The organism is Streptomyces sp. NPDC018045 (assembly GCF_044327445.1).
Lineage (GTDB): Bacteria > Actinomycetota > Actinomycetes > Streptomycetales > Streptomycetaceae > Streptomyces.
In genome coordinates this window covers 90975-116818 of the sequence record NZ_JBIRFL010000020.1, presented here as the reverse complement: position 1 = coordinate 116818, position 25844 = coordinate 90975, and the positions used below count along the sequence as shown (strand labels likewise).

At 73.4% G+C, this 25844-nt stretch carries 17 protein-coding genes; 14 read left to right on the top strand and 3 right to left on the bottom strand.

Annotated elements, in window-relative coordinates; all coding sequences use genetic code 11:
• The first annotated feature begins 49 nt into the window (after nt 1-49).
• The 11 genes from ACH4EB_RS30205 (at nt 50) to ACH4EB_RS30155 (ending at nt 16275) form a co-directional block, all read left to right on the top strand.
• Nucleotides 50-313 carry a DUF5133 domain-containing protein gene (locus tag ACH4EB_RS30205; RefSeq protein ID WP_398351146.1) on the top strand — a complete coding sequence of 88 codons (264 nt, stop codon included), beginning with the start codon at nt 50-52 and terminating at the stop codon, nt 311-313.
• Nucleotides 314-711: 398 nt separating this feature from the next.
• Complete coding sequence (locus ACH4EB_RS30200; protein WP_398351177.1) at nt 712-3153, top strand: SpoIIE family protein phosphatase; 2442 nt, start codon at nt 712-714, stop codon at nt 3151-3153.
• A gap of 331 nt (nt 3154-3484) precedes the next feature.
• Nucleotides 3485-3997: a DinB family protein gene (locus ACH4EB_RS30195; RefSeq protein WP_398351144.1), complete on the top strand. Its 513-nt coding sequence runs from the start codon at nt 3485-3487 to the stop codon at nt 3995-3997.
• Between the two features lie 1115 nt (nt 3998-5112).
• Nucleotides 5113-6957 carry an asparagine synthase (glutamine-hydrolyzing) gene (gene asnB / locus ACH4EB_RS30190; protein ID WP_398351142.1) on the top strand — a complete coding sequence of 615 codons (1845 nt, stop codon included), beginning with the start codon at nt 5113-5115 and terminating at the stop codon, nt 6955-6957.
• Between the two features lie 30 nt (nt 6958-6987).
• Nucleotides 6988-7416, top strand: coding sequence for a MarR family winged helix-turn-helix transcriptional regulator (locus ACH4EB_RS30185; protein ID WP_398351140.1), 429 nt, complete (start codon nt 6988-6990; stop codon nt 7414-7416).
• Nucleotides 7417-7867: 451 nt separating this feature from the next.
• Nucleotides 7868-9229: an MFS transporter gene (locus tag ACH4EB_RS30180; RefSeq protein WP_398351138.1), complete on the top strand. Its 1362-nt coding sequence runs from the start codon at nt 7868-7870 to the stop codon at nt 9227-9229.
• Nucleotides 9230-9411: 182 nt separating this feature from the next.
• Nucleotides 9412-10530 (top strand): polyprenyl synthetase family protein, encoded by a 1119-nt coding sequence (locus ACH4EB_RS30175; protein ID WP_398351136.1) that lies wholly within the window; start codon nt 9412-9414, stop codon nt 10528-10530.
• A 152-nt stretch (nt 10531-10682) separates the two neighbouring features.
• The gene (locus ACH4EB_RS30170; RefSeq protein ID WP_398351135.1) at nt 10683-11855 is read left to right on the top strand and encodes an FAD-dependent monooxygenase; all 1173 of its coding nucleotides are present in this window, start codon (nt 10683-10685) and stop codon (nt 11853-11855) included.
• Nucleotides 11856-12030: 175 nt separating this feature from the next.
• A complete protein-coding gene (locus tag ACH4EB_RS30165) occupies nt 12031-12375 on the top strand; it encodes a hypothetical protein (RefSeq protein ID WP_398351134.1) in 345 nt (114 codons plus the stop codon).
• A gap of 293 nt (nt 12376-12668) precedes the next feature.
• Nucleotides 12669-13907, top strand: coding sequence for an acyl-CoA dehydrogenase family protein (locus ACH4EB_RS30160; protein ID WP_398351132.1), 1239 nt, complete (start codon nt 12669-12671; stop codon nt 13905-13907).
• Nucleotides 13908-14031: 124 nt separating this feature from the next.
• A complete protein-coding gene (locus ACH4EB_RS30155) occupies nt 14032-16275 on the top strand; it encodes a tetratricopeptide repeat protein (protein WP_398351131.1) in 2244 nt (747 codons plus the stop codon).
• 73 nt (nt 16276-16348) lie between these two features.
• Here the strand turns inward: ACH4EB_RS30155 and ACH4EB_RS30150 are convergent, their stop codons facing one another.
• Nucleotides 16349-17596 carry a glycoside hydrolase family 27 protein gene (locus ACH4EB_RS30150; protein WP_398351130.1) on the bottom strand — a complete coding sequence of 416 codons (1248 nt, stop codon included), beginning with the start codon at nt 17594-17596 and terminating at the stop codon, nt 16349-16351.
• A 235-nt stretch (nt 17597-17831) separates the two neighbouring features.
• On the opposite strand from ACH4EB_RS30150, the gene ACH4EB_RS30145 reads away from it, so the two are divergent.
• Nucleotides 17832-19388: a phytoene desaturase family protein gene (locus tag ACH4EB_RS30145; RefSeq protein ID WP_398351129.1), complete on the top strand. Its 1557-nt coding sequence runs from the start codon at nt 17832-17834 to the stop codon at nt 19386-19388.
• 11 nt (nt 19389-19399) lie between these two features.
• Here ACH4EB_RS30145 and ACH4EB_RS30140 read toward each other — a convergent pair whose 3' ends face one another.
• Nucleotides 19400-20578 carry an FAD-dependent oxidoreductase gene (locus ACH4EB_RS30140; RefSeq protein WP_398351128.1) on the bottom strand — a complete coding sequence of 393 codons (1179 nt, stop codon included), beginning with the start codon at nt 20576-20578 and terminating at the stop codon, nt 19400-19402.
• Nucleotides 20579-20724: 146 nt separating this feature from the next.
• Here ACH4EB_RS30140 and ACH4EB_RS30135 point away from each other — a divergent pair, with 146 nt between their 5' ends.
• Both ACH4EB_RS30135 and ACH4EB_RS30130 read left to right on the top strand, forming a co-directional pair.
• Entirely contained in the window at nt 20725-21828 is a 1104-nt protein-coding gene (locus tag ACH4EB_RS30135; protein ID WP_398351127.1) for a nitronate monooxygenase, read from the top strand.
• Between the two features lie 16 nt (nt 21829-21844).
• The gene (locus tag ACH4EB_RS30130; protein ID WP_398351126.1) at nt 21845-23410 is read left to right on the top strand and encodes an acyl-CoA synthetase; all 1566 of its coding nucleotides are present in this window, start codon (nt 21845-21847) and stop codon (nt 23408-23410) included.
• A gap of 5 nt (nt 23411-23415) precedes the next feature.
• Here ACH4EB_RS30130 and ACH4EB_RS30125 read toward each other — a convergent pair whose 3' ends face one another.
• On the bottom strand, nt 23416-25839 hold the full coding sequence (locus ACH4EB_RS30125; RefSeq protein WP_398351124.1) for a penicillin acylase family protein: 2424 nt from the start codon (nt 25837-25839) through the stop codon (nt 23416-23418).
• Nucleotides 25840-25844 lie beyond the last annotated feature (5 nt).

Genomic DNA, 25844 nt, shown 5'->3' with positions numbered 1-25844 from the left:
ACACGGAGCGCAGTTGTTATTGGACGGTGGCGAACGAGGAGGCCCCCTGATGTTGCTGGCTCACCCTGCTGTACTGCGTGACCTGGTCGAGCAGTACGAGACGCTGCGCGTACTCAACGCGGCGGACGGGAGCCCGGAGGTCCGGCAGCGGATGGACGACGTCGCCTACACCCTGTGCGTCTCCACGGGTACCCGGGACGTCGACACCGCCCTGGTGGCGGCCCGGCACCGGCTGCCGGGCGCCCGGGTCGAGGACGACTCCGTACTCTGCGACCCGCCGGTCCAGGCCGAGACGGTCCTGCCCGCCGCGTAACCGCCCTACGGGCGCACAGCGCCCGATCGGCCACCGGACCGGGGCCCTGCCGTCGAACGGCAGGGCCCCGGCGCGCTGTCGTCGACGCGCCGCGCGGTGACGACGCTTCCCGCGCGGACGGGCATCCTGTACCCGTCCATCGCTTGTTCCCGCCGTCGGACCACGGCTCGGCTTTGCGCGTCGTCCCCGGGTGTTCGGCCTCTGCCGCCTCCGCGCAGCACCTTCGCCCACCCACTCGGCCGAGTGAACCGGTGCCCCGCGCCCCGCCCGGGGCGCGGGGCGGGCGGGCCGAAACGATACTGGGCGTAGCTGCTCAATCCATGATCTCGGGGTCACCCTGGGGAGTCGCCGTAGGGATGACGGCGCAGGGCCCGGTCGGCGAGTCGAAGGGTGAAGCGATGGACGCACCGGTGCCGGAGTTCACCGAGCGGCCGGAGGACCCGTTCGCGCTGAGCCGGGCCGCCTCGGCGGTGCTCGACGACGAGGGCACCGTCGTGGGCTGGAGCGGGCGTGCCGAGACCCTGCTCGGCTATCCGGCGCCGGAGGTGCTCGGGCAGCGGGCGGACGCGTTCCTGCTCCATGAGGACGGCCGGGCCGCCGCACCGGAAGCCGTCGCGGTGGCCCGGCGCGAAACGGGCTGGTCCGGCATCCTGCCGGTGCGGCACCGCGACGGGCGGCGCGTCGAGCTGGGGGTGCGGATCCGCCCCGTCACGCGGGGCGACGCCCGGTACGAGTGGTTCGTCGTCGCCGCGCCGGCCGCGGAGGTCGTCCAGTGGGAGATCGACCGCTCGGTCCTGGACGGCCTGTTCCGGCGTTCCCCGATCGGGCTGGCCGTGCACGCCCCCGACCTGAGCATCCTGCGCATCAACCGGGCCATCGCGGGCATCAGCCGGCGCCCCGCCGCGGCACACCGGGGCCTGCGGATGGCGGACTTCCTCGTCGACCCGGACGTGGCCACCATCGAGGAGCGGCTGCGCAGGGTGCTGGAGACCGGCGAGCCGCTGATCTTCACCGAGCAGTCGTGCCGGCTGCGCGCCGATCCCGGCCACGAACGGGTGGTGTCCGTGTCCGCGTTCCGGATGCGGAACGCCTCCGGCGCGGTGCTCGGCGTCACCCAAATGGTGGAAGACGTCACCGACCGGCACCGCGCTCAGCACCGGCTCGCGGTCCTCAACCGGGCGAGCGCGCGCATCGGGACCACGCTGGACGTGGCCCAGACCGCGCGGGAACTCGCCGAGGTCGCGGTCCCCGACCTCGCCGACGCGGTCTCGGTGGACCTGCTGGAGCCGGTCACCCGTGGCCAGGACCCCACCCGGGGAGCGTACGTGCCGGTGCACCGTACGGCCGTACGCTCCGCCGTACCGGAAGGGCTGGACGTGATGTACCCGGTGGGCGAGGTGTTCCGCTTCGCTCCGGGGACGCCGCAGGCCCGGTGCCTCACCGCGCAGCAGCCGATCCTCGAACCGGATCTGGAACACAGCCCCGGCTGGTACATCCAGGACCCCGAACGCTCGCAGCGGGCCCTGCGCCTGGGCGCCCACTCGCTGATCGTCGTGCCGCTGGCCGCCCGCGGCCTGGTGCTCGGTCTGGTGAGCCTGTGGCGGGCGGAACGGCCGCAGGCGTTCGAGCAGGACGACCTCGTACTGGCCCAGGAGTTCGTCTCCCGCGCCGCCATCTGCATCGACAACGCCCGCCGCTACACCCAGGAGCACCACGGGGCACTGACCCTGCAACGCAGCCTGCTGCCGCGCGAGCTGCCCGAACAACTGGCCGTCGAGGTCGCCCACCGCTACCTCCCCGCCGACCCCGCGGCGGGTGTCGGGGGCGACTGGTTCGATGTCATCCCCGTCTCCAGCGCCCGCGTCGCCCTGGTCGTCGGCGACGTGGTCGGCCACGGGCTGCACGCCGCCGCCACGATGGGCCGGCTGCGTACGGCGGTGCACACCCTGGCCAGCCTCGACCTCGCGCCCGACGAAGTGCTCTCCCGCCTGGACGACCTCGTCAACCGGCTCGCCGAGGAGCAGGAGACGGCCGGCGGCGGCCCGCAGAGCCCGCAAGTCATCGGTGCGACCTGCCTGTACGCGGTGTACGACCCGGTGTCCCGCCGCTGCACCATCGCCCGCGCGGGCCACGTACCGCCCGCCGTGGTGGACCCCGACGGGCGGATGAGCCTGCCCGACCTGCCCGCGGGACCGCCGCTCGGGCTGGGCGGCCTGCCGTTCGAGTCCGTCGAACTCGAACTCGCCGAGGGCAGCCTGCTGGCCCTCTACACCGACGGTCTGCTGGAGGTGCGCAGCCGGGACCTCGACGAGGGGCTGGCGCTGCTGCGCGAAGCACTGGAGCGGCCCGCCCGCCGCCTGGAGGACTGCTGCAAGGCGGCGGTCGACGCGCTGTTGCCCGTCCACCCACGGGACGATGTCGCGCTGCTCCTCGCCCGTACGCGCGCGCTGCCTCCGGAGAGCGTCGCCTCGTGGGAACTGCCCGCCGAACCGACCGCCGCGGCGGAGGCGCGCGAACTGACGGCCGAGAAGCTGACCTCATGGGGCCTGGAGGAGCTGGCGTTCACCGCCGAGCTGGTGGTGAGCGAGCTGGTCACCAACGCCTACCGGTACGGCGGCACCCCGATCACCCTGCGGCTCATCCGCGACCGTTCACTGATCTGCGAGGTCTCCGACCCCAGCAGCACCGCCCCGCATCTCAGACGCGCGCACAGCACGGACGAGGGCGGGCGCGGTCTCCTCCTGGTCGCCCAACTCACGGACCGCTGGGGCGCCCGCCACACCCGGGACGGCAAGACCGTGTGGACCGAAATGCCGCTGCCGTCCTCGGTGAGTGACTGAAACCGGCTGGTACGCGCGCTAACGCTGGGTCTTCGCCGCGTGTCGTCCCTGTAGCGAGGCGGCGGGCTGGGTGGCCGCGAACGAAGGCCGGGGCGGCCGCCGCCCCCGGATCGCGTTGCGCCTCGGACGTCACCGGGGCTGAGGAGGCGGGTACGGCAGCCGGTACGGGTTCATGACCGGCCCGTGCCAGGACGCTCCGGCCCGGCCTGCCCGCTCTGTCCGGCCGCCCGCCGTGAGACCAGCCCGGCCGGCCCGTCCCGCTCACCTTGTTCGACCTGCTCGGATGACCGGCTCGGCGGCGTTGTCAGACCCTCGTGTCACGATGACGGACATGACCACACCTGAACGCGCTTTCCCTCCCATGCTGGCCGATGAGCGGGCCACCTTGGAGGGTTGGCTTGACTTCTACCGCACCACCCTCGCCCAGAAGTGCGACGGCCTGACGGAGGAGCAGCTCCGCGAGGCGTCGGCGGAGCCCTCGCCGCTCACCCTGCTCGGCCTCGTCCAGCACATGGCGGAGGTCGAGCGACACTGGTTCCGCAGGGTTCTGGACGGGGCGGACATCCCGCCGATCTTCAGCACCGACCCCGACATCAGGCCCGCCGACCGCGGGTTCGCGCTCGCCGAGGACGCCACGTACGCCAAGTCCCGCCTCATATGGCAGGCCGAGATGGAGCACGCCCGGGAGAACGGCGCCGCCCACGCGCTGGAGGACACCGGCCTGTTCCGGGGCAGCCAGGTCAGTTTGCGCTGGATCTACTCCCACATGATCGCCGAATACGCCCGCCACTGCGGTCACGCCGACCTCATACGGGAGCGCATCGACGGCAGTACGGGCGTCTGACCACCGCCAGTCGCCGGGGAGCCGGTTCCGGCCGGGACACGGGGGAGCCGGGCCCCGGCGGAAGCGGGGGCCGGGGAAGCGGGCACCGCCGGAGCCGGAGCCGGAGCCGGGGTCGGTGGAGCTGGGGCCGGGGGTGGGGCAGAGGCAGGCGGTGAGACGGATTCACGTACACCGCGGGGCGGTCGGGACCCAGCAGACTGGCGCGCAAGCACGCGTCACCGCGCCACCGGTGCGGTGCGACGGCAGCGGCACCGCACGCCGGCACCGCACGCCGGCGCGGCCGCCCACCGCACCCCAGGCCACACCGAGCGGAGGGCATCGTGACGGACGACTCGACGGCACAGGACCGGCAACTGCTGCACGACTACTCGCGGGAAACCCACGACCCGTACGTCCAGCGCCTGCTCGGGGAACTGCTCGGTCACGTCAACCGGGCGGACTTCGAGCGGACGGCGGGCGCGGGCGGCGGCAACACGCGCGACCTCGGCGCTGCGCCGGGGCCGGGTGTTCGCGGCGTTCGGGGGTGTTCGCGGCGCAGCGCCGGGGCCGGGTGTGCGTGGCGGTTCGGGGCGCGCAGTGCCGCGCCGGGGTCGCGCGTTCGCGGCGGCCGGGGCGCGCCTCCGGCCTCCCGCCCCACCCACCGGCCGCCGACGGGTGCGCCTCCGGCCCTCGCCCCCCGATGGGTGCGCCTCCGGCCTCCCCGCCCCACCCACCAGCCGCCGATGGGCGCGCCTCCCCACCCCCCCGATGGGCGCGCCCCGGCCCCCGGCCCCCCCGGCTGACGGGCACGCCCCGGGTAAAGCCTTCCCCACGTTGTCGTAAGCGGCCGCCCATCCACCGCGCCCTCGTCGCCCCGCGCTCACCTCGCCCCACCCGCCGAACCCGCAGTTCAGCGCCCCGCCGGGCCGTCAAACGCCTCCAGCCCGCCGCGCGTTGAGCGGATCGGCCTGTGTTACGGCCAGGTTGACGGTGCGGCACGCGAGGAACACCCTCGTTATATAGGTGCTCGATACAACTGACCCGCGAGGGCGTCGAGCCGCCGGACATCGCCGTGCCCGCGCACGGCTCCGCTGCCCGGCGGAACCGCCTCGCGGTCGGACACAGGAGGACATGGCATGTGTGGCATCACCGGCTGGATTTCCTTCGATCGTGACCTGCGTTCCGAGCGGGAGACCGTCGACGCGATGACGGAGACGATGGCCTGCCGAGGGCCCGACGACCGTGGCACGTGGGTGCAGGGCCCGGCCGCCCTCGGCCACCGCCGCCTCGCGATCATCGACCTGCCGGGCGGACGCCAGCCGATGACCGCGCAGAAGGCGGACGGCAGCCCGGTGGCCATCGTCTACTCGGGCGAGGCATACAACTTCCACGAGCTGCGCGAGGAACTCGCCTCCCGGGGACACCGGTTCGCCACCGAATCCGACACCGAGGTCGTGCTGCGCGGCTACCTCGAATGGGGCGAGGCGGTCGCCGAGCGGCTCAACGGCATGTACGCGTTCGCCGTCTGGGACCAGCAGCGCCAACGGCTCGTCATGATCCGCGACCGGATGGGCATCAAGCCGTTCTATTACTACGAGACGCCCGACGGCGTACTGTTCGGCTCCGAGCCCAAGGCGATCCTCGCCAACCCGCTCGCCGAGCGCGGCATCGGCCTCGACGGCGTCCGCGAACTCTTCGCCTTCGTCAAGACACCCGGCCACGCCGTGTGGGACGGCATGCACGAGGTCGAACCCGGCACGGTCGTCACCGTCGACCGCGGCGGCCTGCGCCGGCACGTGTACTGGTCGCTGGAGACCCGCGCCCACGAGGACGACCGGGACGCCTCCGTGGCCCACGTCCGTACGCTGCTCGACGACATCGTCCGCCGCCAGCTCATCTCCGACGTCCCCCGGTGCACCCTGCTCTCCGGCGGCCTCGACTCCTCCGCCATGACCGCGCTGGCCGCCCGCCAACTGGGCGCGGTGGGGGAGACCGTCCGCAGCTTCGCCGTCGACTTCGTCGGCCAGACCGAACACTTCGTGGCCGACGAACTGCGCGCCACCCCCGACACGCCGTACGTCCACGACGTGGCCCGCCTCTCCGGCACCGACCACCAGGACATCGTCCTGGACTCGGACGCCCTGGCCGACCCCGAGGTGCGCGCGAAAGTCATCCGGGCCCGCGACATACCCATGGGCTTCGGTGACATGGACACCTCGCTCTACCTGCTCTTCAAGGCGATCCGGCAGCACTCGACCGTCGCCCTCTCCGGAGAGTCGGCGGACGAGGTGTTCGGCGGCTACAAGCAGTTCTTCGACGAGGAGGCGCGCCGGGCCGACACCTTCCCGTGGCTCGTCCGCGTCGCCGAGCACTTCGGCGACGACGGCGACATCCTCGTCCCCGCGCTCGCCGACTCCCTCGACCTGCGCTCGTACGTACAGGACGGCTACCGGACCGCGGTCAAGGACGTGCAGCGGCTCGACGGGGAGAGCGACTTCGAATACCGGATGCGCACGATCTGCTACCTGCACCTGACCCGGTTCGTGCGCATTCTGCTCGACCGCAAGGACCGCGCGAGCATGGCCGTCGGCCTGGAGGTACGGGTGCCGTTCTGCGACCACCGGCTGGTCGAGTACGTCTACAACACGCCGTGGGCTCTGAAGTCCTTCGACGGCCGCGAGAAGAGCCTGCTGCGCGAGGCCACCGCCGATGTGCTGCCGCGGTCGGTGTACGACCGGGTCAAGAGCCCGTACCCGTCGACGCAGGACCCCAAGTACGCGGTCGCGCTCCAACAGCACGCCAAGGACCTGCTGGCGCGCTCCTCGCACCCGGTCTTCGAGATCGTCGACCGCGACTGGCTCAAGCGGGCCGTCGAGCACGCCGCGCCGCAGGTCACCCAGGCGTCCCGGAAGGGCCTGGAGAAGACGCTGGATCTGGCCCTGTGGTTGGACATGTACCAGCCGCGCCTTACTCTTTCCTGACCCGAACCGGGCGGCGCGATGGGCTGAGCGATGACAATCGGTGACGATGCGGCACTCCAACTGGTGATCTCCCTGCACCGACTGACCCGCAGCCTGCGCAGGGCCGCCGCCGCGGGCGGCATCCAGCCGACACAGTTCGCCGTCCTGGCCATGCTGACGCAGCGTGGCCCCTCCCGGATCGGCGAGATCGCGGCCTGGGTCCCTTGCTCCCAGCCGACCGCCACCGCGGCCGTACTGGGGCTGGAGGCCGCCGGGCTGATCCGCCGCGAACCCGACCCCACGGACGGACGGGCCAGCCGCGTCCTGGCCACCGGACGCGGTGCCACCGCGCTCGCCGACGTCGCACGCCGCGAGGCCGAGGTGCTCTCCAAGCGCCTCGGCTCGCTGCGCCCCGACGAGATCCGCCAACTCGCAAAGATCGAACCCCTGCTGCGGCGTCTGGCGGAAGCGACGGACTGACCGGGCGGGGGCGAGGGACGGCCCGGCCGGCCGAGGGGGCGCGGGCAGCCGCCCCCCTGTCCGGCCCGCCATCGTCGTCCCACCCCGACTGCTCCCGGTTCGCGCGGGTAGACGGAGCCGGGGCGGCGAGATCCGCTGTTTCCCCGGTGCGATGGACCAGGCTGGGAGCATGACGGAGCGATCATCGACGACCGGACCGTCCGCGAAGGAGGGGACCGGAACGGAGGGGACCGGACCGTCCGCGAAGGAAGCGCACGGGACGGAAGGAACCGGACCGGAAGGAACCGGACCGGAAGGAACCGGACCGGAAGGAACCGGACCGGAAGGAACCGGACCGTCCGCCACGGAGGGGGCTTGGACGGGAAGCCCCGCGACGCAGGGGCCCGGAACGGGACCGCTCCCACCGGAGCCAGCCCCGCCCGCGTCCGCCCCCACATCCGTCCCCACACCCATGCCCGACGCGCGGCGCTGGACCGCGCTCGCGGTCATGCTGTGCGGGACGCTGCTGGCCAACCTGGACGTGTTCATCGTCGTGGTGGCCGTCCCGTCCTTCTCCCGTGACCTCGGTGCCGGCGCCGGCCAGCAGCAAATGGTCCTGGCCGGCTACCAGCTCGTCTACGCACTGGGCCTGATCACGGGCGGACGCCTGGGCGACAGATACGGCATCTTCCGTGTCTTCGCCGCGGGCATGGCCGTGTTCGTCCTCGCCTCGGTGGGGTGCGCGCTGGCGCCCACCGCCGCGGCGCTCGTCACGGCCCGGCTGGTCCAGGGAGCGGGTACGGCGCTCCTCGTACCGCAGGTCTACAGCGCCGCCCGCACCCTGTTCGGGGAACGCGAGCAGCGGGCGGCCTTCGCCGCGACGGGAGTCGTCATGGGGCTGGGAGCGGTGTCCGGGCAGTTGCTGGGGGGCTGGCTCATCGGCGCCGACCTGTTCGGCCTGGGCTGGCGCTCGGTGTTCTGGGTGAACGTGCCGATCGGGCTGGCGGCACTGTGCGCGCTGCCCTTCGTGGCCGTACGGGGTGGCCGCCGGCGGATGGGCCTGGACGGCGCCGGGCTGCTGCTCGGCGCCGTCGCGCTGGCGGCCTTCTCCGTACCGCCCGCGTTCGGCCGGGACCTGGGCTGGCCCTGGTGGATCTGGGTGTGCCTGGTCCTCTCCGTACCGGCGGGCGCCGCCTTCGCCCGCCACGAACGCCGGGCCCAGCGCCGGGACCGGGCCCCACTGCTGCCGCCCGCCCTCCTGACGGGCCGCTTTCCCACCGGCCTGCTGCTGATCGCCCTGTTCAACAGCGGCCTGAACGCCTTCTTCCTCGTCCTCGGGCTGCATCTGCAACAGGGCCTCGGCTGGGCGCCGATGGAAGCGGGCAGCGCGATGCTGCCCCTGGCCGGTCTCTTCGCCGTGCTGTCACTGCTCGTCCCGCGGCTGCGGAAGGTGAGTTCGAGGCATTTGCTCGTCCGGGGCGGTGCCACGGCCGCCTTCGGGTACGCGGCAGCCGCCGGCAGCGCCCTGTCCCAGCACCCGGGCTGGCTGCTGTGCTCGCTCGCCGTCATCGGCGCGGGCCAGGGTCTGTTCATCACTCCGGCCCTCACCGCGACCCTGCGTACCGCGCCGGAACGTTTCGCGGGCTCGGCCTCCGGCGTGGTCTCCACCGTCCAGCAGACAGCCGCCGCGGTCGGCGTCTGCCTCCTGGGGCTCATCTACTACGGCCTGACCGACTCCGGAACCGCCTCAGCCCCCGCCTTCGCCCTCACCTCAATCGCCATCGCCGCCCTCTCCGCCTGCGCCGCGGCACTGGCTCTCCGGCTCCCCGGTTAGTCCCTCAGCCCCCACGTACCGCCCCCACCTGTACGCATCCCCCGCCCCGCCACCTCGCCCGTACCCGTCCCGGTCACTCACCGACACGCATGGGCCCGAAGCGCGCGGGTAGTCGAATGCCGGACCGGACCAGCCCAGTTGACGGAGCAGCACCTTCAGCAAGCGTCTCACCGGAGGTACGCATGTCCAGCACGACGGCACGGGCCGATGATGTGATCGCCCGACTGCTGCCCGAAGTCTCCGCCTTCATCGACCGGCAGTTGGACGACTACCCCGACGCCTGCGGGCCGCTGCGTATCACCGTGCGGACGGTGATCGACCAGGGCCGCCACGAACGGAACGAGACCGCGCTGCCGCTGCTGACCCACGCGGCCATCACCGGCGTCCCGGAGCCCGCCGTGCCCGTCGCCGCCGCGCACGCGCTGTGGTGGCGGGCGGCCAACGCCTTCGACGACATCGCGGACGGGGACGCGGGGCCCGCGATGTACGGCATCGGCACCGGGCCCGCACTGATGGCCGCACTCGAATGCGGCCACGGGCTGCCGTTGCGGGCCCTCGCCGCCCTCGACCTCCCGGCCGCCCTGCGCGAGCGCCTGGTCAGCGACTACCTCGACGGCTGGACCCTGACCAACGACGGGCAGATAAGGGACCTGTTCAACACCGCGGCGACGGCCGACCCGCAGGCCGTGCTGACGACGTACGAGCACAAGAGCGGCTCCGCGTACGCCATGGCCTGCGGCATGACCGCGCGGATCGCCGGCTGTGACGACGCCGCGGTCGACGCGTGGCGCACCTTCGGGCACGCGGTCGGCACGCTGCTGCAGTTCCGCAACGACGAGGAGGAACTGCGGGACGAGCGCGAGGAGGACATCCGCAACGGCACCGCCACCTACCGTCTGGTGTGCGCCCTGCGGCAGCTCTCCGGCGAGGAACGGCAGCGGGCCCTCCGGCTCGTGCGGGAGGCGGCCGACAGCCCCGACGGGCGGGCGGAGATCAGGGCGATGCTCCTGGACCCCGCCGTGCAGGCCGCGACGCTCGCGGTGCGCGACGGCCTGCTCCGGCGGGCCCACGATCTGCTCGACCGGCTGGCCGTGCCCTCGGAGTTCACCACGGCGCTGCGCTCCCTGGTCGACACCGCCGCCGCGCGGGCGACCCCGGCGGACCGGGCGGATACGGCGGCCGACCCCGGCACCGATGTGCCGTCCCCTGATACGTCATTCCCTGATACGTCGTCGGCGCGCGCGGCTTCCGGCCGGCAGTCGGTGCTCACGGCCGGCCACGCCGAGTTCCGCGCGAACTGAGGAACGCGGCCACCGGTCCGTACCACAACAGTTGCCCGGACCACCCGGACCACCCGGACCACCCGGACCCGCCGGCCCGCCCAAACCACCCAAACGATCCGCCACGCCGCCCGCCCTCCCCGCCCCACCGCCCCCCGGAGGACCCCAGCTCGATGCCTGTTCCCTCCGCACGCCCGCATGCCCTCATCGTCGGTGCCGGCATAGCCGGTACGGCCGCGGCCTTGGCGCTGCGCGCTGTCGGCTGGGACGCGACGATCGTTGAACGGGCCCCGGCCCGACGCAGAGGTGGTTACCTGGTCTTCTTCCGTGGTGACGGCTACCGGGCGGCCCGCCGCCTGGGCGTGGCCGACGACCTGCGGGACCGGCTCGGCCCGGACAGCCGGTGGTTCGAGATCGACCGCCGCGGGCGCACGCTGCCGGGCATGCGCCTGCCCGCCGACGCGCGCCGCCGCTCCCTGACGCTGCTGCGCAGTGACATCGAGGCCGCGCTCCACGACCGTCTGCCCGACGACGTCCCGATACGGTACGGCCGCACCCCGGTACGCGTCAGCCAGGCCCCCGACCACGTGCTGACCACCCTCGACGACGCCACCGAGATCCGCTCCGATCTGCTCATCGGTGCGGACGGCAGCCACTCGGCGGTACGCCGGCTGGCCTTCGGACCCGAGCGGGCCTACCGCTACGACTTCGGCCATGTCGTCGCCGCCTGCATGGTCGGGCGGTCGCTGCCGGGGCTGGCCACGGGGGACACCGCCGTCATGCCCGACGCGGGGCGCGCCGCGTGGGTGGCCGGGTTCCGGGACTGCGGGCCGGTCGCGTACTTCCTGTACCGCAGCGACGACCCGGGGGCCGAGCTGAGGCAGTCGTCGGCCGCCGTACTGCGCCGGGTCTTCGGCGACCACCCGGGCCCGCTGATGCCCGGCCTGCTCGACGCGGCCGAAGCCGCCGGGGCCGTCCACTTCGACCAGGTCAGCCAGATCCGGATGCCGCGGTGGACGGACCGCCGCGTGGCCCTGCTGGGCGACGCGGCGTGGAGCCTGAGCCTGTACTCGGCGTACGGTGCCTGCCTGGCCGTGGAGGCCGCCGCGAATCTCGCGGACGAGGTCGCCGTACGTGACGGGCGCCCGCTCGTCCGGGCGGTCGCCGCATGGGAACGGCGGACCCGTCCCACGGCCCGCCACCACGCCGACCGGGCGCGCCGTATGCAGCACCTGTTCCTGCCTGCCAACCGCCAGGTCGCGCGGGTCCGCCGTGCCGCGATCCGGCTGTCCCACAGCCCGCTCACCCGGCCGCTGGCCCTGCGCCTCCTGCCGCAGCCGCTGTAGCGAGTGCCGATGCCCCGTGCCGGGGCCGGCCATGGAGGCGCCGAGGCGTCCGCCGGGGAGCGGGGGAGGGGGCGGCGCTCGCGAGGGGCCGGTTGGAGTAGCGGTGATGACCTGCTGTGCGGGTCGTCGTTCTCTGACCATGACAAGTCAAAGGACAGTCCCTACCCTTGCGGTCATGGCCGCAGCAGTAGCGGCAGCGTTCGTCGGTGCGGCCCCCGCGTCGGCCGGCGGGCTCATCGTCATCGGGTCCCCGTCCCACAACAACACCTGCATGAACGGCCCGCGGATGGACGCGCGGGGGGACGCCGGGGACGGCACCGGGAGCGTCGCCGGTCTGCTCGGGCAGATTCCTTTCGGCAGTCCGCTCAACCACTGCGGCAGTGCCGATCTGCCCGGCAACAAGCAGGGGAACGAAGCCCCGGACGACGACCCCGGCCTTGAGCACACGTCGTCCGAACCCGTCGTCGACAACCGGTACCCCGGGACGGGGCAAGTCGACTTCCTCAAGCTGCTGAGGTGACCGGGGCGGGCCGGGGCCGGAGCGGGGACGGGCAAGATCCGGGCCGGGACCGGGCCGGGGCCGAGACGTCAACGCCGTGCCCCTCTCCGCCCGCCACAGCCGCCCGCACCCTTCCGTATCAATGGAACACGTTCTACTGTGCCCACGACCCATTACCCGACGGCCCGTCAGAAATGCCCACCGCGCCACGCCGCGCCCACCGTGCCCACCGTCCGCGCCGCGCCCGCCGTGCGCCCGGGCGCGTACGCGTACGTGTCACCGCGTGAGCCGGGCCGGTCAGACCAGGAGGGGCCGTGCACCTCGAATACACCCCGGAACAGCAGCGGCTGCGGTCCGAACTGCGGGAGTACTTCGCCGCCTTGGTCCCCGACGACGCGTACGCGCGATTCCACGGCCCCGACGCCGCCGCACCGGACGCACCGGGGGAAGCGCCCGCGACGCGGGGCCCGAGCCCGCAGAAACGGTTCTACCGTGAGACGATCCGGCGGCTCGGGGCGGACGGGTGGCTGGGGGTCGGCTGGCCCGAGGAGTACGGCGGCCGGGGCCTGACACCGATGGAGCAGTTCATCTTCTTCGACGAGGCCGCGCAGGCGGGCGTGCCGCTGCCGCTGATGGCGCTGAACACCGTCGGGCCGACCATCATGCGGTACGGCACGGACGAGCAGAAGGCGTACTTCCTGCCGAAGATCCTCTCCGGGGAGATCGACTTCGCGATCGGGTACAGCGAACCGGAAGCGGGCACGGACCTGGCGTCGCTGAAGACCCGGGCCGTACGCGACGGTGACGCCTACCTCGTCGACGGACAGAAGATCTGGACCACCAACGGCGACACGGCCGACTGGGTCTGGCTCGCCGTACGCACCGCCCCCGTCGAGGACGGTGTGCCGCCCCACAAGGGCATCAGCCTGCTCCTCGTGCCGACCTCCGACCCCGGCTACTCCTGCACCCGCATCAACACCCTCGCCTCGCACGACACCACCGCCAGTTACTACGAGAACATCCGGGTCCCCCTCACCCGCCGCGTCGGCGAGGAGAACCAGGGCTGGCGCATCATCACCAACCAGCTCAACCACGAACGGGTGACCCTCGCGGCGCACGGCACGATGGCCGTCCGCGCCCTGCACGACGTACAGCGCTGGGCCGCCGGAACGAAGCTGGCCGACGGCCGGCGGGTCATCGACCTCGGCTGGGTACGCGGCCGGCTGGCCCGTACACACACCAGGCTGGACGCCATGAAGCTGCTGAACTGGCAGATGGTCGACGCCCTCCAGCACGGCACGCTCGCCCCCCAGGACGCCTCCGCGGCCAAGGTCTACTGCTCGGAGGCGCGCCGCGACGCGTACGCCTGGCTGATGGAGGTGGTGGGCGCGGCGGGCCCTCTCAAGGACGGCTCGGCCGGCGCGGTCCTGCACGGCGAACTGGAACGCGGCTACCGCTCCTCGGTCATCTTCACGTTCGGCGGCGGCAACAACGAGATCCAACGCGAGATCATCGCCTGGATCGGCCTGGGAATGCCGCGGGTACGGCGTTAGCGCACGGCGCGCCCCCGCCCCCTCCCCACCCCCTCAGCGCCCTACACCGCGTGCCGGCGCGCCGCCATACTGGGCGGGCGTAGGGGGCGGCTGGACGCGGTGGGGACGGGGGCGCGGGCGGGCGATGGTGGAGAGCAGGCTGGTTCAGGGGCGTTATTGGTTGCTCGACCTGATCGGGCGCGGGGGGATGGGGGAGGTGTGGCGGGCGCGGGACGAGTCGCTGGGGCGGCAGGTGGCCGTCAAGTGCCTCAAGCCGCTCGGGCCGCGGCACGATCCGTCCTTCATGCGGGTGCTGCGGGAGCGCTTCCGGCGGGAGGCGCGGGTGGCGGCGGCCCTCCAGCACCGCGGTATCACGGTCGTGCACGACTTCGGCGCGGACGACGGGATCCTGTTCCTGGTGATGGAGTTGCTCGACGGGCGCAATCTGAGTCAGTTGCTGGAGGACAACCGGCATGATCCGCTGCCCGTGCCGGACTTCGCCGACATCGCCGAGCAGGTCGCGGCGGCCCTCGCGTACACCCATGAGCAGTCGATCGTGCACCGCGACCTCAAACCCGCGAACATCGTGCGGATCGCCGACGGAACGGTCAAGATCTGCGACTTCGGCATCGCCAGGCTGGGGCACGACATCGGTTTCACCGCCCGGCTGACCGGTACGGGCGTGGCGATGGGCACGCCGCACTACATGTCGCCCGAGCAGATCGGCGCCGGTACGGTCGATCACCGCAGTGATCTGTACTCGCTCGGGTGTGTGCTGTACGAGCTGGCCACGGGCGTGCCGCCGTTCGACCTCGACGACGCCTGGGCGGTGCTCGTCGGCCACCGTGACACGGCGCCGGAGCCGCCGCGCGGGCACCGCCCCGATCTGCCCGAAGCGTATGAGCGCATCGTCCTGGACCTGCTGGCGAAGGATCCGGAGGACCGGCCCCGGGACGCCGCGGAACTGGTGAAACGACTCGTCTCCGCCCGCCGGCCGCCGGAGTACCCCACTGTGGGCGCGACGCTCCCCGCGCGACCGGCCGGCCGCCCGCCGACGCGTGCCGCGCACCGCCTGCCGTCCTGGACACAGGGGATGCGTGGCGGCTCACCGGCCGGCCTCCGCGCGCCCCGGACATCCGGCGCCGACGGGGCCGCCGAACTCACCGGCGCGTGGACGAGCGGCCTGCCGCCGCTCAGCCGTGACACCCCGGCGCCGTACGCCCCCGAGCGCCCCGCCCCCTCGCCCGCGCACCTCGCCGCGCTGGCCGCCCGCCACAACGCGGGGCTCAGCCTCGGCCGGCTCGGCCGCTGGGCGGAGGCGGGGGAGGTGCACCGCGCGGTCGCCGCCGAACGGGAACACGCGCTCGGGCCCGACCACCCCGACACCTTGGCGAGCCGGTTCGAGGTGGCCTTCACCCTCGCCCGGTCCGGCCGGCCCGCGGACGCGCTGCGCGAGTACGAGCGGGTGGCCGCCGGGCGCGGGCGGAGCCTGGGCCCCGAACACCTGGACACCCTGGCCGCCCGTCAGGAGACGGCGTACGCGCTGGGCCGGCTCGGCCGTCACTTCGAGGCGCACCAGGTGTACGTGTCCGTCCTGGCGGCCCGGGAGCGCACGATGGGCCCCGAGCACCCGGACGCGCTGCGCTGCCGGCACAACCTCGCCTTCAACCTCAGCCGTCTCGGCCGGCTGGAGGACGCGTACCGGATGGCGCGCGACGTGGCGTCGGCGCGTGCCCGGGTGCTGGGGGCGCAGCATCCGGACACCCTGGTGACGCGGTACGAAGTGGCGTACCTGCTCGGCCAGTTGGGCCGGTGGGCGGAGGCGCTGCACACGTACCGGGAGGTGGCCGCCGACCGGGCGCAGGCCCTGGGGCCCGGACACCCCGACACCCTCGCCGCCCGTTACGAGGTCGGCATAAGCCTGGGGCGCCTCGGGCGCGGTGCCGAGGCGCTGGAGCTGTACCGGGACCTCGTCGACGCCCGTACGGCCGCGCAGGGCCCGGCCGACCCCGAGACGCTGCGCGCCCGGCACGGCCTGGGCGTCAACCTCGGCCGCCTCGGGCGCTGGGAAGAGGCGCTGGCCGAGGCCCGGTCGGTGGCCGGGCTCCGCGAGCAGGTGCTGGGCGGCGACCACCCCGACACCCTTGTCAGTCGCCGGGAGATCGCGGTGGCCCTGGGGTGGCTGGGCCGCTGGCCCGACGCGCTGGCGGTCTACCGGCAGGTCGCCGCGGCCCGCGAACGGGTGCTGGGCGGCGACCACCCCGACACCCTCGCGAGTCGCAGCGACGAGGCCCAGTGCCTGGAGCAGCTCGGGCGCTCCGCCGAGGCGGTGGCGCTGTACCGCCGGGTCGCCGCGCTGCGGCAGCGGCGCGCGCCGGGCCGGGGCTGAGCCGGTGCGCGGAACCGGCGGGGCGGTGGGGCGCCGGGCCGGGGCCGAAGGCCGCGCCCGGCCCGGCGTCCGCTCAGCGCACCGGGTGCACCCGGTAGAGCACCGTCGCGTGCGCCGGCACCCGTGCGGAGATCGTCCCGGCGGTGCGGGAGGTGCGCTTGGTGACCAGGTCACGCAGCTCGTACGTGCCGCCGCCCTTGGACAGTCCGGCCGTCCTCGCCGTGATGGACAGCGTCCGCGGCGCGTCGCCCGAGTTGAACAGCGCGACCGCCCGGTCACCGTTCTGCAGCGGCTTGGACAGCACGTCGTACCCGGGGCCCTGCTGGACCACGCGCCCCTGGACGCCCTTCGGGTCCTGGTCGACGGCGATGACGTCCCGGTTGCCGAGGACCTTCAGCGCGGCCGGTGAGATCTTCGTCAGGTCGGTGCTGGAGATCAGCGGTGCGGCCATCATGGCCCACAGCGACATCTGGCTCTGGATCTGCCGGGTGGTCAGCCCGGAGTCACCGGCGAGCAGGAAGTCGGGGTCGTTCCAGCGGCCCGGCCGCTGGAAGTCCGCCAGCTTGGCGTTGTACGCGTAGTTGTACTTGATCGACGACCACTTCCTGGCGCCGCTGTGCTTCTCCACCGCGATGTCGCGGCCTTCCCGCCACAGGTTGCCGACCTGCGACGACCAGCGGATGACCTGGTGCCAGACCGGGTCGCCGTCGTACTGGAAGTAGGCGGGTGCCGACACCGAGAAGACGATGTCGCGGCCGGTTCTGCGCAGGGCCTGGCTGACCGCCCGATAGGCGTCGTGGTAGGTCCGCTCCTTCGTCTTGCCGGGGGCGGTGGGCAGGTTGCAGCCGTCCATCTTGAGGTAGTCGACCTTCCACTTCGCGAAGAGGTCGGCGTCCTGCTGGTAGTGGCCGAGGCTGCCCGGGTACTTCTCGCAGGTCAGCTTGCCGACATCCTCGTAGATGCCGAACTTCAGGCCCATCCGGTGCAGTTCCCGCCCCACGTACGCCATGCCGCGCGGGAACCGGGCCGGGTCCGGGACGAGGTTGCCCTTGGCGTCGCGCTGCTTGAGCATCCAGCAATCGTCGACGGTGACCGTGTCGTAGCCCTTGGCCGCGAGGCCGGACTTCACCAGGGCCCGCGCGTTGCCGAAAATCACCTTCTCGTCGATGTCGCACATGTAGTACGACCAGTTGTTCCAGCCCATCGGAGGTTTCGGGGTGAGGTTCGGGTAGGCCGCCGCGGCACGCGCGCCGGCCGCGGGCCCGGCCGGGCTTGCCGCGGTGGGGGTGGCCGCCGCGGGAAAGGCGGCGGCCGCGGACAAGACACCCGCCGCACTCAGGGCGGCGGCGCTCAGGCGGGTCAGGGTGCGCCTCGGGGGACGCGTTGCCGACAGAACGTGCACAGGTCACCTCACGGGGGGACGGAGCAGGCCGATACAACGCATCGTCGGACGTTAGGAACGTAGGAGAAGGCGGGGCAAGGCGCCGCGCTGCGGGGCTCCCGGAATTCAGCCGTCCGCACCTGGCGGCGGCGATCACCGCGTGCTACCAAGAGGCATGCCGGAACGGACTTCGTACGACGTGGTCATCGTCGGCGGCGGGCACAACGGCCTGGTCGCCGCCGCCTATCTCGCCCGCGCCGGGCGCCGGGTGCTGGTCCTGGAACGGCTCGGCCACACCGGCGGCGCCGCGGTCTCCACGCGCGCCTTCCGCGGTGTGGACGCGCGGCTGTCCCGCTACTCGTACCTCGTCAGCCTGCTGCCACCGAAGATCGTGAGCGACCTCGGCCTGCGCTTCGCGGTCCGCGGGCGCACCGTCTCCTCGTACACGCCCACGGTACGCGGCGGCCGCCCCACCGGCCTGTACGTCAGCACCGACGAGGCCGCGACCCGCGCCTCGTTCGCCCGGCTCACCGGCTCGGACCGGGAGTACGCGGCCTGGCGGCGGTTCTACGGCATGACCCGGCGGGTCGCGGAACGCGTCTTCCCCACCCTCACCGAGCCGCTGCCGGCCCGTACGGAGCTGCGCGCCCGTATCGGCGACGAAGCGGCCTGGGAGGCGCTGTTCGAGCGGCCGCTCGGCGAGACGGTCGAGGCGGCGTTCGCCGACGACCTGGTACGGGGTGTGGTGCTCACCGACGGGCTGATCGGCACGTTCGCGCACGCCCATGACCCGACGCTGGTGCAGAATCGCTGCTTCCTCTATCACGTCATAGGCGGTGGCACCGGCGACTGGAACGTGCCGATCGGCGGCATGGGCGCGCTGACCGACGCGCTCGCCGACGCTGCCCGCACGGCCGGCGCGGAAATCGTCACCGACTGCCCGGTGACCGGGATCGCCACCGACGGCCGTACGGCGGAGGTGACCGGCGCGCACGGCACGGTCGGCGCGCGCCACGTCCTGGTCAACGCCGCCCCGCACACCCTCGCCGGGCTTCTCGGCGAAGCTCTCCCGGAGCCCGCCGAGGGCGCCCAGCTCAAGGTCAACATGCTGCTCACCCGGCTGCCCCGGCTGCGGGACACGAGCGTCGACCCGCGCCTGGCCTTCTCCGGAACCTTCCACGTCGCCGAGGGCTACGGGCAACTGGAGACCGCCTACCGGCAGGCGGCGGCCGGCGGACTTCCCGCCGCGCCGCCCTCGGAGCTCTACTGCCACTCCCTGACGGACCCCTCCATCCTCGGACCCGGTCTGGTCCGCCAGGGCTACCAGACCCTGACCCTCTTCGGCCTGCACACCCCGGCCCGCCTCTTCACCGCGGACCACGACGCCACCCGGGAGCGCCTGCTCGCGGCGACTCTCGCCCAGCTCGACGCCGTACTGGCCGAACCGCTCACCGACTGCCTGGCCACCGACGCGGACGGCCGCCCGTGCATCGAGGCCCGCAGCCCGCTCGACCTGGAACGCGACCTCGGCCTGCCGGGCGGTCACATCTTCCACCGGGAGCCGGTGTTCCCGTACGGCACGGAGGCCGACGGGGACGACGTGGCGGCCCGGTGGGGCGTGCGGACCGCGCACGCCAATGTGCTGCTGTGCGGCGCGGGCGCGGTCAGGGGCGGCGGGGTGAGCGGAATTCCGGGCCACAACGCCGCCATGGCCGTCCTCGGCCGGGAATGACGGGCGGCGCCTCAGGCGGCGCCGATCGGCCGGCGGCCCGTGAGCCCGGCCGCCCGTACCGCCCCCGCGGCGGCCCGTACGGCGCTGTTGACCGCGATCTCGCCGCGCATGCCGGGCGCCGCGACCATGTCCCCGGCCAGGAACAGCCCGTCCCCGCGGTCGATCGTCGGCCGGTCCCGCCAGGTCAGCCCCGGCAGGTCCAGCGCGCCGGTGCGGCCGCGCGCGGTGCCCTGGCGCCGCCACACCGCGCGGTCGCGCCATCCGGGCACGGTCACTTCGGCGAGGTCCGCCAGCCGCTGCCGGGCGCCGGGGAGGCTCTCCCCGGCGCGTACCGGCATGTCGAGCTGGAACAGTGACGTGCCGCGCGGCGCGGTGGTCGGGTCCTGCATCGAGTAGCTCTCGTGGAAGCCGCCCGCGTCCAGGTCGAAGGTGAGGAACCGATCCTTCTCGCCGTGCGGTACCGCGAGGTCCAGCAGGACGCAGTGACCGCTCTCCCAGTGCAGTGAGGCGTCGCCCAACAGGGCGCGCGCGGACGAGAGTTCCGTCGCCACGACGGTGGGGCCACCCGGGAGGCAGGTGATCCGGGAGCCCAGCTCGACGCGTACGCCGAGCTGCCGGGCGCGGACCGCCAGCCGGTCCACGACCGCCTGCCAGCCTCCCACCACCCACCGTACGGTCGGCACCCCGGGTGCGAACACACGGCGGATCAGTCGCCACACGAACGCCGCCGAGAGCCGGCCGGTGTCCGCGTCGTACGTCACGGCGGCGATGGCGTTGGCCGCGGCGCGCGCCGCTTCCGTGCCGAAGTGCCGGGACGCCCAGCCGTGGAAGTCCTCGTCGACGGGGGCGGTACGGAACCGGCCGACCGTGATCATCCGCAGGAACCCGGCCGGTGGCCGGAGCGCGCGCCGCCCGTCCCGCACGAAGGAGACCCGCAGCAGGTCGCGGGCCGACGGCCGCCCCAGCCGGCCGGTCAGGCCGCGTTCCGCCAGCCAGGTCCAGTGCGGGCCGTCGCAGTAGAAGACGTGCGGCCCCTCGTGGGCGACGTAGGGCGCGGCCGTGGCGCGGCCGCGCCCGCCCAGTGAGCCGTGCGCCTCGTGCAGCGTCACGGCCGCCCCGGCCTCCGCGCAGGCGATGGCGGCCACCAGGCCCGCCGTACCGCCGCCGATGACGGTGATGTCCGTCCGCATGCCGTGCCTCCCTGGTCCACTGTCTGCATCTCGCCCTCGGGACGGATCGCGCCCCGGCGGATGTGACATCGGGAGCGGCCCGCTTTTTCTGACGGAGTATCAGAAACCCTCTTCCCCCGTACGCGTCCCTGCGGCATCCTGCGGCCATGCAGACGGAGCTGAGCAACCGGCTGGGAGTCGAGCACGCCGTCTTCGGGTTCACCCCGTTCCCGGCGGTGGCCGCCGCGATCAGCCGGGCCGGGGGCTTCGGCGTGCTCGGCGCGGTCCGCTACACGGCCGCCGACGACCTCGCCCGCGACCTGGACTGGATCGACCGGCACACCGACGGCAGACCGTACGGCCTCGACGTCGTGATGCCCGCGAAGAAGGTGGCGGGCGTCACGGAGGCGGACATCGAGGCGATGATCCCGCCCGGACACCGCCGCTTCGTCCAGGAAACCCTCGCCGCACACCGGGTGCCCGAACTGCCCGCGGGCGAGGCGTCCGGCTGGCGTATCACCGGCTGGCTGGAGCAGGTGGCCCGCGCCCAGCTCGACGTCGCCTTCGAGCACCCGATCCGGCTGCTGGCCAACGCGCTCGGCCCACCGCCCGCCGACGTCGTCGAGCGCGCCCACGCACACGGCGTCCTCGTCGCCGCCCTCGCGGGCAGCCCCCGGCACGCGCGGCATCACCGGGACGCCGGCATCGACATCGTCGTCGCCCAGGGCTACGAGGCCGGCGGCCACACCGGCGAGATCGCCACCATGGTGCTCACCCCGGAAGTCGTCCGTGCCGTGGATCCGCTGCCCGTGCTCGCGGCCGGCGGCATCGGCACGGGCGAGCAGATCGCCGCCGGTCTGGCGCTCGGCGCCGAGGGCGTCTGGCTCGGCTCCGTCTGGCTGACCACCGAGGAGGCCGGGCTGCACTCCCGGCGGCTCACCGAGAAACTTCTCGCGGCGGGCTCCGGCGACACCGTCCGCTCGCGCGCGCTGACCGGCAAACCCGCCCGCCAGCTCCGCACGGCGTGGACGGACGCCTGGGACGACCCGTCCGGTCCCGAGCCGCTGCCCATGCCCCTCCAGGGGCTGCTGGTCGCCGAGGCCGTCTCCCGTATCCAGAAGTACGAAGTCGAGCCGCTGCTGGGCACACCGGTCGGCCAGATCGTCGGGCAGATGAACTCCGAACGCAGTGTGCGGGCGGTCTTCGACGACCTGACCCGCGGGTTCGAGCGGGCCGTCGACCGTATCGACCGCATCGCCGGGCGCGGCTGAGCCGAGGAGGACACCCATGTCGGCATCCATGGCATCACCACCCCCCAACGGCTTCTGGGCGCAGGCCGCCGCCGACCCGGGGCGTACGGTCCTGATCGCCCCGGACGGCGCGAAGTGGACCGCCGCCCGGCTGCACGCCGCCTGCAACCGCCTGGTGCACGGCCTGCGCGCCGCGGGCCTGGAGCGGGGCGACGCCTTCGCGGTGGTGCTGCCCAACGGTGTGGAACTCTTCACCGCCTACCTCGCGGCGTCCCAGGCGGGGTTCTACCTCGTGCCGGTCAACCACCACCTGGTCGGCCCGGAGATCGCCTGGATCGTCGGTGACTCGGGCGCCAAGGCGCTGATCGCGCACGAACGGTTCGCCGACGCGGCCCGTGCCGCCGCCGACGAGGCCGGGCTGCCGCCGCGACACCGCTACGCCGTCGGCGAGGTGCCCGGTTTCCGGCCGTACGCCGCACTCCTCGACGGACAGCCGAAGACCGCCCCGGCGGACCGCACCCTCGGCTGGGTCATGAACTACACCTCCGGCACCACCGGCCGCCCCCGGGGCATCCGCCGCCCGCTCCCCGGAAAACCGCCCGAGGAGTCCCCGCTCGGCGGCTTCCTCGGCATCTTCGGCATCCGGCCCTTCGACGGCAACGTGCACCTGGTGTGCTCACCGCTCTACCACACCGCCGTACTCCAGTTCGCGGGCGCGTCCCTGCACATCGGGCACCAGGTCGTCCTGATGGACAAGTGGACGCCCGTGGAGATGCTGCGCCTGATCGACACGTACCGCTGCACCCACACGCACATGGTGCCGACCCAGTTCCACCGCCTGCTCGCCCTCCCGGAGGAGGTACGGGCGCGCTACGACGTGACCTCGATGCGGCACGCGATCCACGGCGCCGCGCCCTGCCCCGACCACGTCAAACGGGCCATGATCGACTGGTGGGGGAGCTGCGTGGAGGAGTACTACGCGGCGAGCGAGGGGGGCGGGGCCTTCGCCACGGCCCAGGACTGGCTCAAGAAGCCCGGTACGGTCGGCAGGGCCTGGCCCATCAGCGAACTGGCGGTCTTCGACGACGACGGCAACCGCCTGCCGCCCGGCGAACTGGGCACCGTCTACATGAAGATGACCACCGGCGGCTTCAGCTACCACAAGGACGAGGGCAAGACCCACAGGAACCGCATCGGTGACTTCTTCACCGTCGGCGACCTCGGGCACCTCGACGAGGACGGCTACCTCTTCCTCCGCGACCGCAAGATCGACATGATCATCTCGGGCGGGGTCAACATCTACCCTGCCGAGATCGAGGCCGCCCTCCTCACCCACCCCGCCGTCGCCGACGCGGCGGCCTTCGGCGTCCCGCACGACGACTGGGGCGAACAGGTCAAGGCCGTCGTCGAACCCGCCGACGGGTACCCGGCCGGGCCGGCGCTCGCCGACGCGATCCTGGCCCACTGCGCGGAGCGGCTGGCGGGCTACAAGCGCCCCAGGTCGGTCGACTTCATCGCGGCCCTGCCCCGCGACCCCAACGGCAAGCTTTACAAGCGGCGGCTCCGCGACCCGTACTGGACGGGCCGGGAGCGCGCCGTGTAGAGCGGCTACCGCTGCCGGACGCGCACCACCCGCAGCTCCGGCGAGGCGAGCACGTCCCGCTCGCAGAACCGCGAACGCAGCAGCCGGTTCGCCGAGTACAGCTCGGTCTGGTCGCTGTAGTGCGGCGAGCGCGGATTCGAGGACTGCGAGTACGTCAGCAGCGTACGGGCGTCCACCGGGCAGCCGCCGCCCTGGAAGGACACCGCCTGGATGTAGCTGGAACCGTGCCGCACCTCGGTGTAGCCGCCGCCCGCCGGATCCCACTGGCCGGCGGTCATGTTCCAGACGCCCAGCCCGTGCGCGCCGCCGCTGACCGGGATGCGCTTGCCGTTGCGTACGACGAACTGGTGCTCGCCCAGCGGGGCGGCGAGCGGGATGCGGGCGGCGCGCAGCTCGGCCACGGCGTCGGCGAGCGCGGTCGCGAAGCCGGGCGCGGCGGTGTTCAGGGTGCGCGGGGTGCGCACGGGGTCGGCCGGGTCGAACGGCGTCCTCCACAGGTCGGCCGGCGGCACCGTGGCGGACAGCCGGCGCCAGAACCGGTCGAAGAGGAGCGCGCCCTTGCTGTCCGTCCGCACCGTACGGTCCCAGGCGCCGATCACCCGGCACGCCTCGGACACGTCGACGGCCTTGCCGTCGCGGCCGGTCGCCGTGCCGCCGGGGAGCGCGGCGCAGGCCCGCGCGGTGTCGGCGGCAGCCAGGTCACCGGCGGGCACCCGGTTGGCGAACTGCTGGCGCCGGAGGTCGGCCGGCGTCAGCCCGCCCCGCTTCGCCATGGCGGAGACATCCTCCAGGGCGCCGCGGGTGCGCAGTTCGCGCGGGGTGCCGAGGTCGCCGAAGACGCGCGGGTAGCCCGTCACCGGCCGGTCCGCGTTGGCCAGCCACGCACTGTCGTTGGAGTTCTCCACGTACGGGGCGTCCGCGAGCGTGGGCATCGCGGACGGGCCGAAGATGCCGGGCTGTACGGCGTCCCGGTCGCGGCCCAGCGTGCAGCCGGAGCGCGCGCCGTCCAGCACGGCCAGGCCGGAGAGCGGGTACAACTCCCGGCCCAGCGCGGTGGAACAGCGCTCCGCGAGGTCGTCGGTGATGCGCGGCAGCACCTGCGACTGGGAGAAGAGCGTGCGGCCCGCGGAGTCGGAGGCGATGGTGTTCACCCAGGGCATCCCCTGCGAGCGGCGCAGCGCGCGCTGCACGCCCGCCACGTCACGGGCCTTGCCGAAACCCAGCCCGGTGTCGAACATGCGCAACTGAGCCGCGTTGGGGTCGTTCAGCGCGTACGCCGTGCGGTCCGTCCACGGCAGGCCGAGATCACCGTAGCCGGTGGTGACCGGGCCGTACCGGGTCCACCACTGGGTGCGCCGGACGTCCGCGCCGCCCTTGACCGCGACGGTGACGGTCCGCCGCGTCATCCGCTCGGACTTCCCGTCCACGAGGTACGCGGTCGGGTCGGCGGGGTCCAGGGTGAGCTGGTGGATGTTGAAGGGCACGCCGGTGGAGACCGTGTGGCTCCAGGCGACCTGGGCGTTGTGGCCGATGGAGGGGGTGGGGGCGCCGAGGATCGAGCCGCCCGCGATGTCGAGTTCGCCCGGGATGGTGACCTGCGACTGCCAGAAGCGGCGGCCGCCGTGCCACGGGTAGTGCGGATTGCCCAGGAGCAGGCCACGGCCGTTGGCGGTGGCCGTGCCGCGGAAGGCGACGGCGTTCGAACCCATGTCGCCCGCGCCGTGCGCCAGACGGGAACGGACGGCCGATACGGCCTTCCGTGGGTCCGGCTGCCGGAACGGGCGGCCCTCGGGCGCCTTCCCGGCCGCGGGCGGCGCGGCCGCGGTGATGCCGTCCACCGCGCTGCCCTGACCGGAAGTGATCGCGAGCGCGTGGGCGCCGGCCGCCACGTCGAGCCGGGTGACGGGCTTGACCCAGGGCTTGCCCGCGCAGGCCGGATCGGTGATCTTCTGCTGCGCCAGCCACGCGTTGTACCCGGCCGCCCAGCCGCGCATCAGCTCTTTCATGTCGTCGCTCGGGCCGGCCGGCGCCGGCTGCCGCAGCAGCTTGTCGACGGTGCCCGCCCGTCGGACTCCCTTGAAGAAGAGGTCGCTGGCCAGGTTGGTGCCGGCGGAGGAGTGCGTGCCGTCGGGTCTGCCGTCGGCGCCGAAGTACCGGGAGCGTTCGCCGCGTACGGTGACGAAACCGTCCGCGAGGGTGCAGACCTGGTCGGCGGCCTGAGCCCAGCCGACGCCGAAGCCCAGGTCGGGGTAGTCGTCGGCGACGATGTGCGGAATGCCGTACTCCGTGTAGCGGATCTCGGCCGTGAGGCCGCCGCCCGACGGGTGGGACGCCTCGGCGGCGGCCGCCGCGCCCGGAGCGGGCGCGAGCGCCGCTCCGGACAGCAGCACCACCCCGGCCACGGCGAGCCTTCTGAGTCGGTCGCGCATATCGG

Coding starts and splice junctions, on each gene's coding strand:
- ACH4EB_RS30205 (WP_398351146.1), top strand. CDS start 50: ATGTTGCTGGCTCACCCTGCTGTACTGCGTGACCTGGTCGAGCAGTAC.
- ACH4EB_RS30200 (WP_398351177.1), top strand. CDS start 712: ATGGACGCACCGGTGCCGGAGTTCACCGAGCGGCCGGAGGACCCGTTC.
- ACH4EB_RS30195 (WP_398351144.1), top strand. CDS start 3,485: ATGACCACACCTGAACGCGCTTTCCCTCCCATGCTGGCCGATGAGCGG.
- asnB (WP_398351142.1), top strand. CDS start 5,113: ATGTGTGGCATCACCGGCTGGATTTCCTTCGATCGTGACCTGCGTTCC.
- ACH4EB_RS30185 (WP_398351140.1), top strand. CDS start 6,988: ATGACAATCGGTGACGATGCGGCACTCCAACTGGTGATCTCCCTGCAC.
- ACH4EB_RS30180 (WP_398351138.1), top strand. CDS start 7,868: ATGCCCGACGCGCGGCGCTGGACCGCGCTCGCGGTCATGCTGTGCGGG.
- ACH4EB_RS30175 (WP_398351136.1), top strand. CDS start 9,412: ATGTCCAGCACGACGGCACGGGCCGATGATGTGATCGCCCGACTGCTG.
- ACH4EB_RS30170 (WP_398351135.1), top strand. CDS start 10,683: ATGCCTGTTCCCTCCGCACGCCCGCATGCCCTCATCGTCGGTGCCGGC.
- ACH4EB_RS30165 (WP_398351134.1), top strand. CDS start 12,031: ATGGCCGCAGCAGTAGCGGCAGCGTTCGTCGGTGCGGCCCCCGCGTCG.
- ACH4EB_RS30155 (WP_398351131.1), top strand. CDS start 14,032: ATGGTGGAGAGCAGGCTGGTTCAGGGGCGTTATTGGTTGCTCGACCTG.
- ACH4EB_RS30145 (WP_398351129.1), top strand. CDS start 17,832: ATGCCGGAACGGACTTCGTACGACGTGGTCATCGTCGGCGGCGGGCAC.
- ACH4EB_RS30140 (WP_398351128.1), bottom strand. CDS start 20,578: ATGCGGACGGACATCACCGTCATCGGCGGCGGTACGGCGGGCCTGGTG.
- ACH4EB_RS30135 (WP_398351127.1), top strand. CDS start 20,725: ATGCAGACGGAGCTGAGCAACCGGCTGGGAGTCGAGCACGCCGTCTTC.
- ACH4EB_RS30130 (WP_398351126.1), top strand. CDS start 21,845: ATGTCGGCATCCATGGCATCACCACCCCCCAACGGCTTCTGGGCGCAG.
- ACH4EB_RS30125 (WP_398351124.1), bottom strand. CDS start 25,839: ATGCGCGACCGACTCAGAAGGCTCGCCGTGGCCGGGGTGGTGCTGCTG.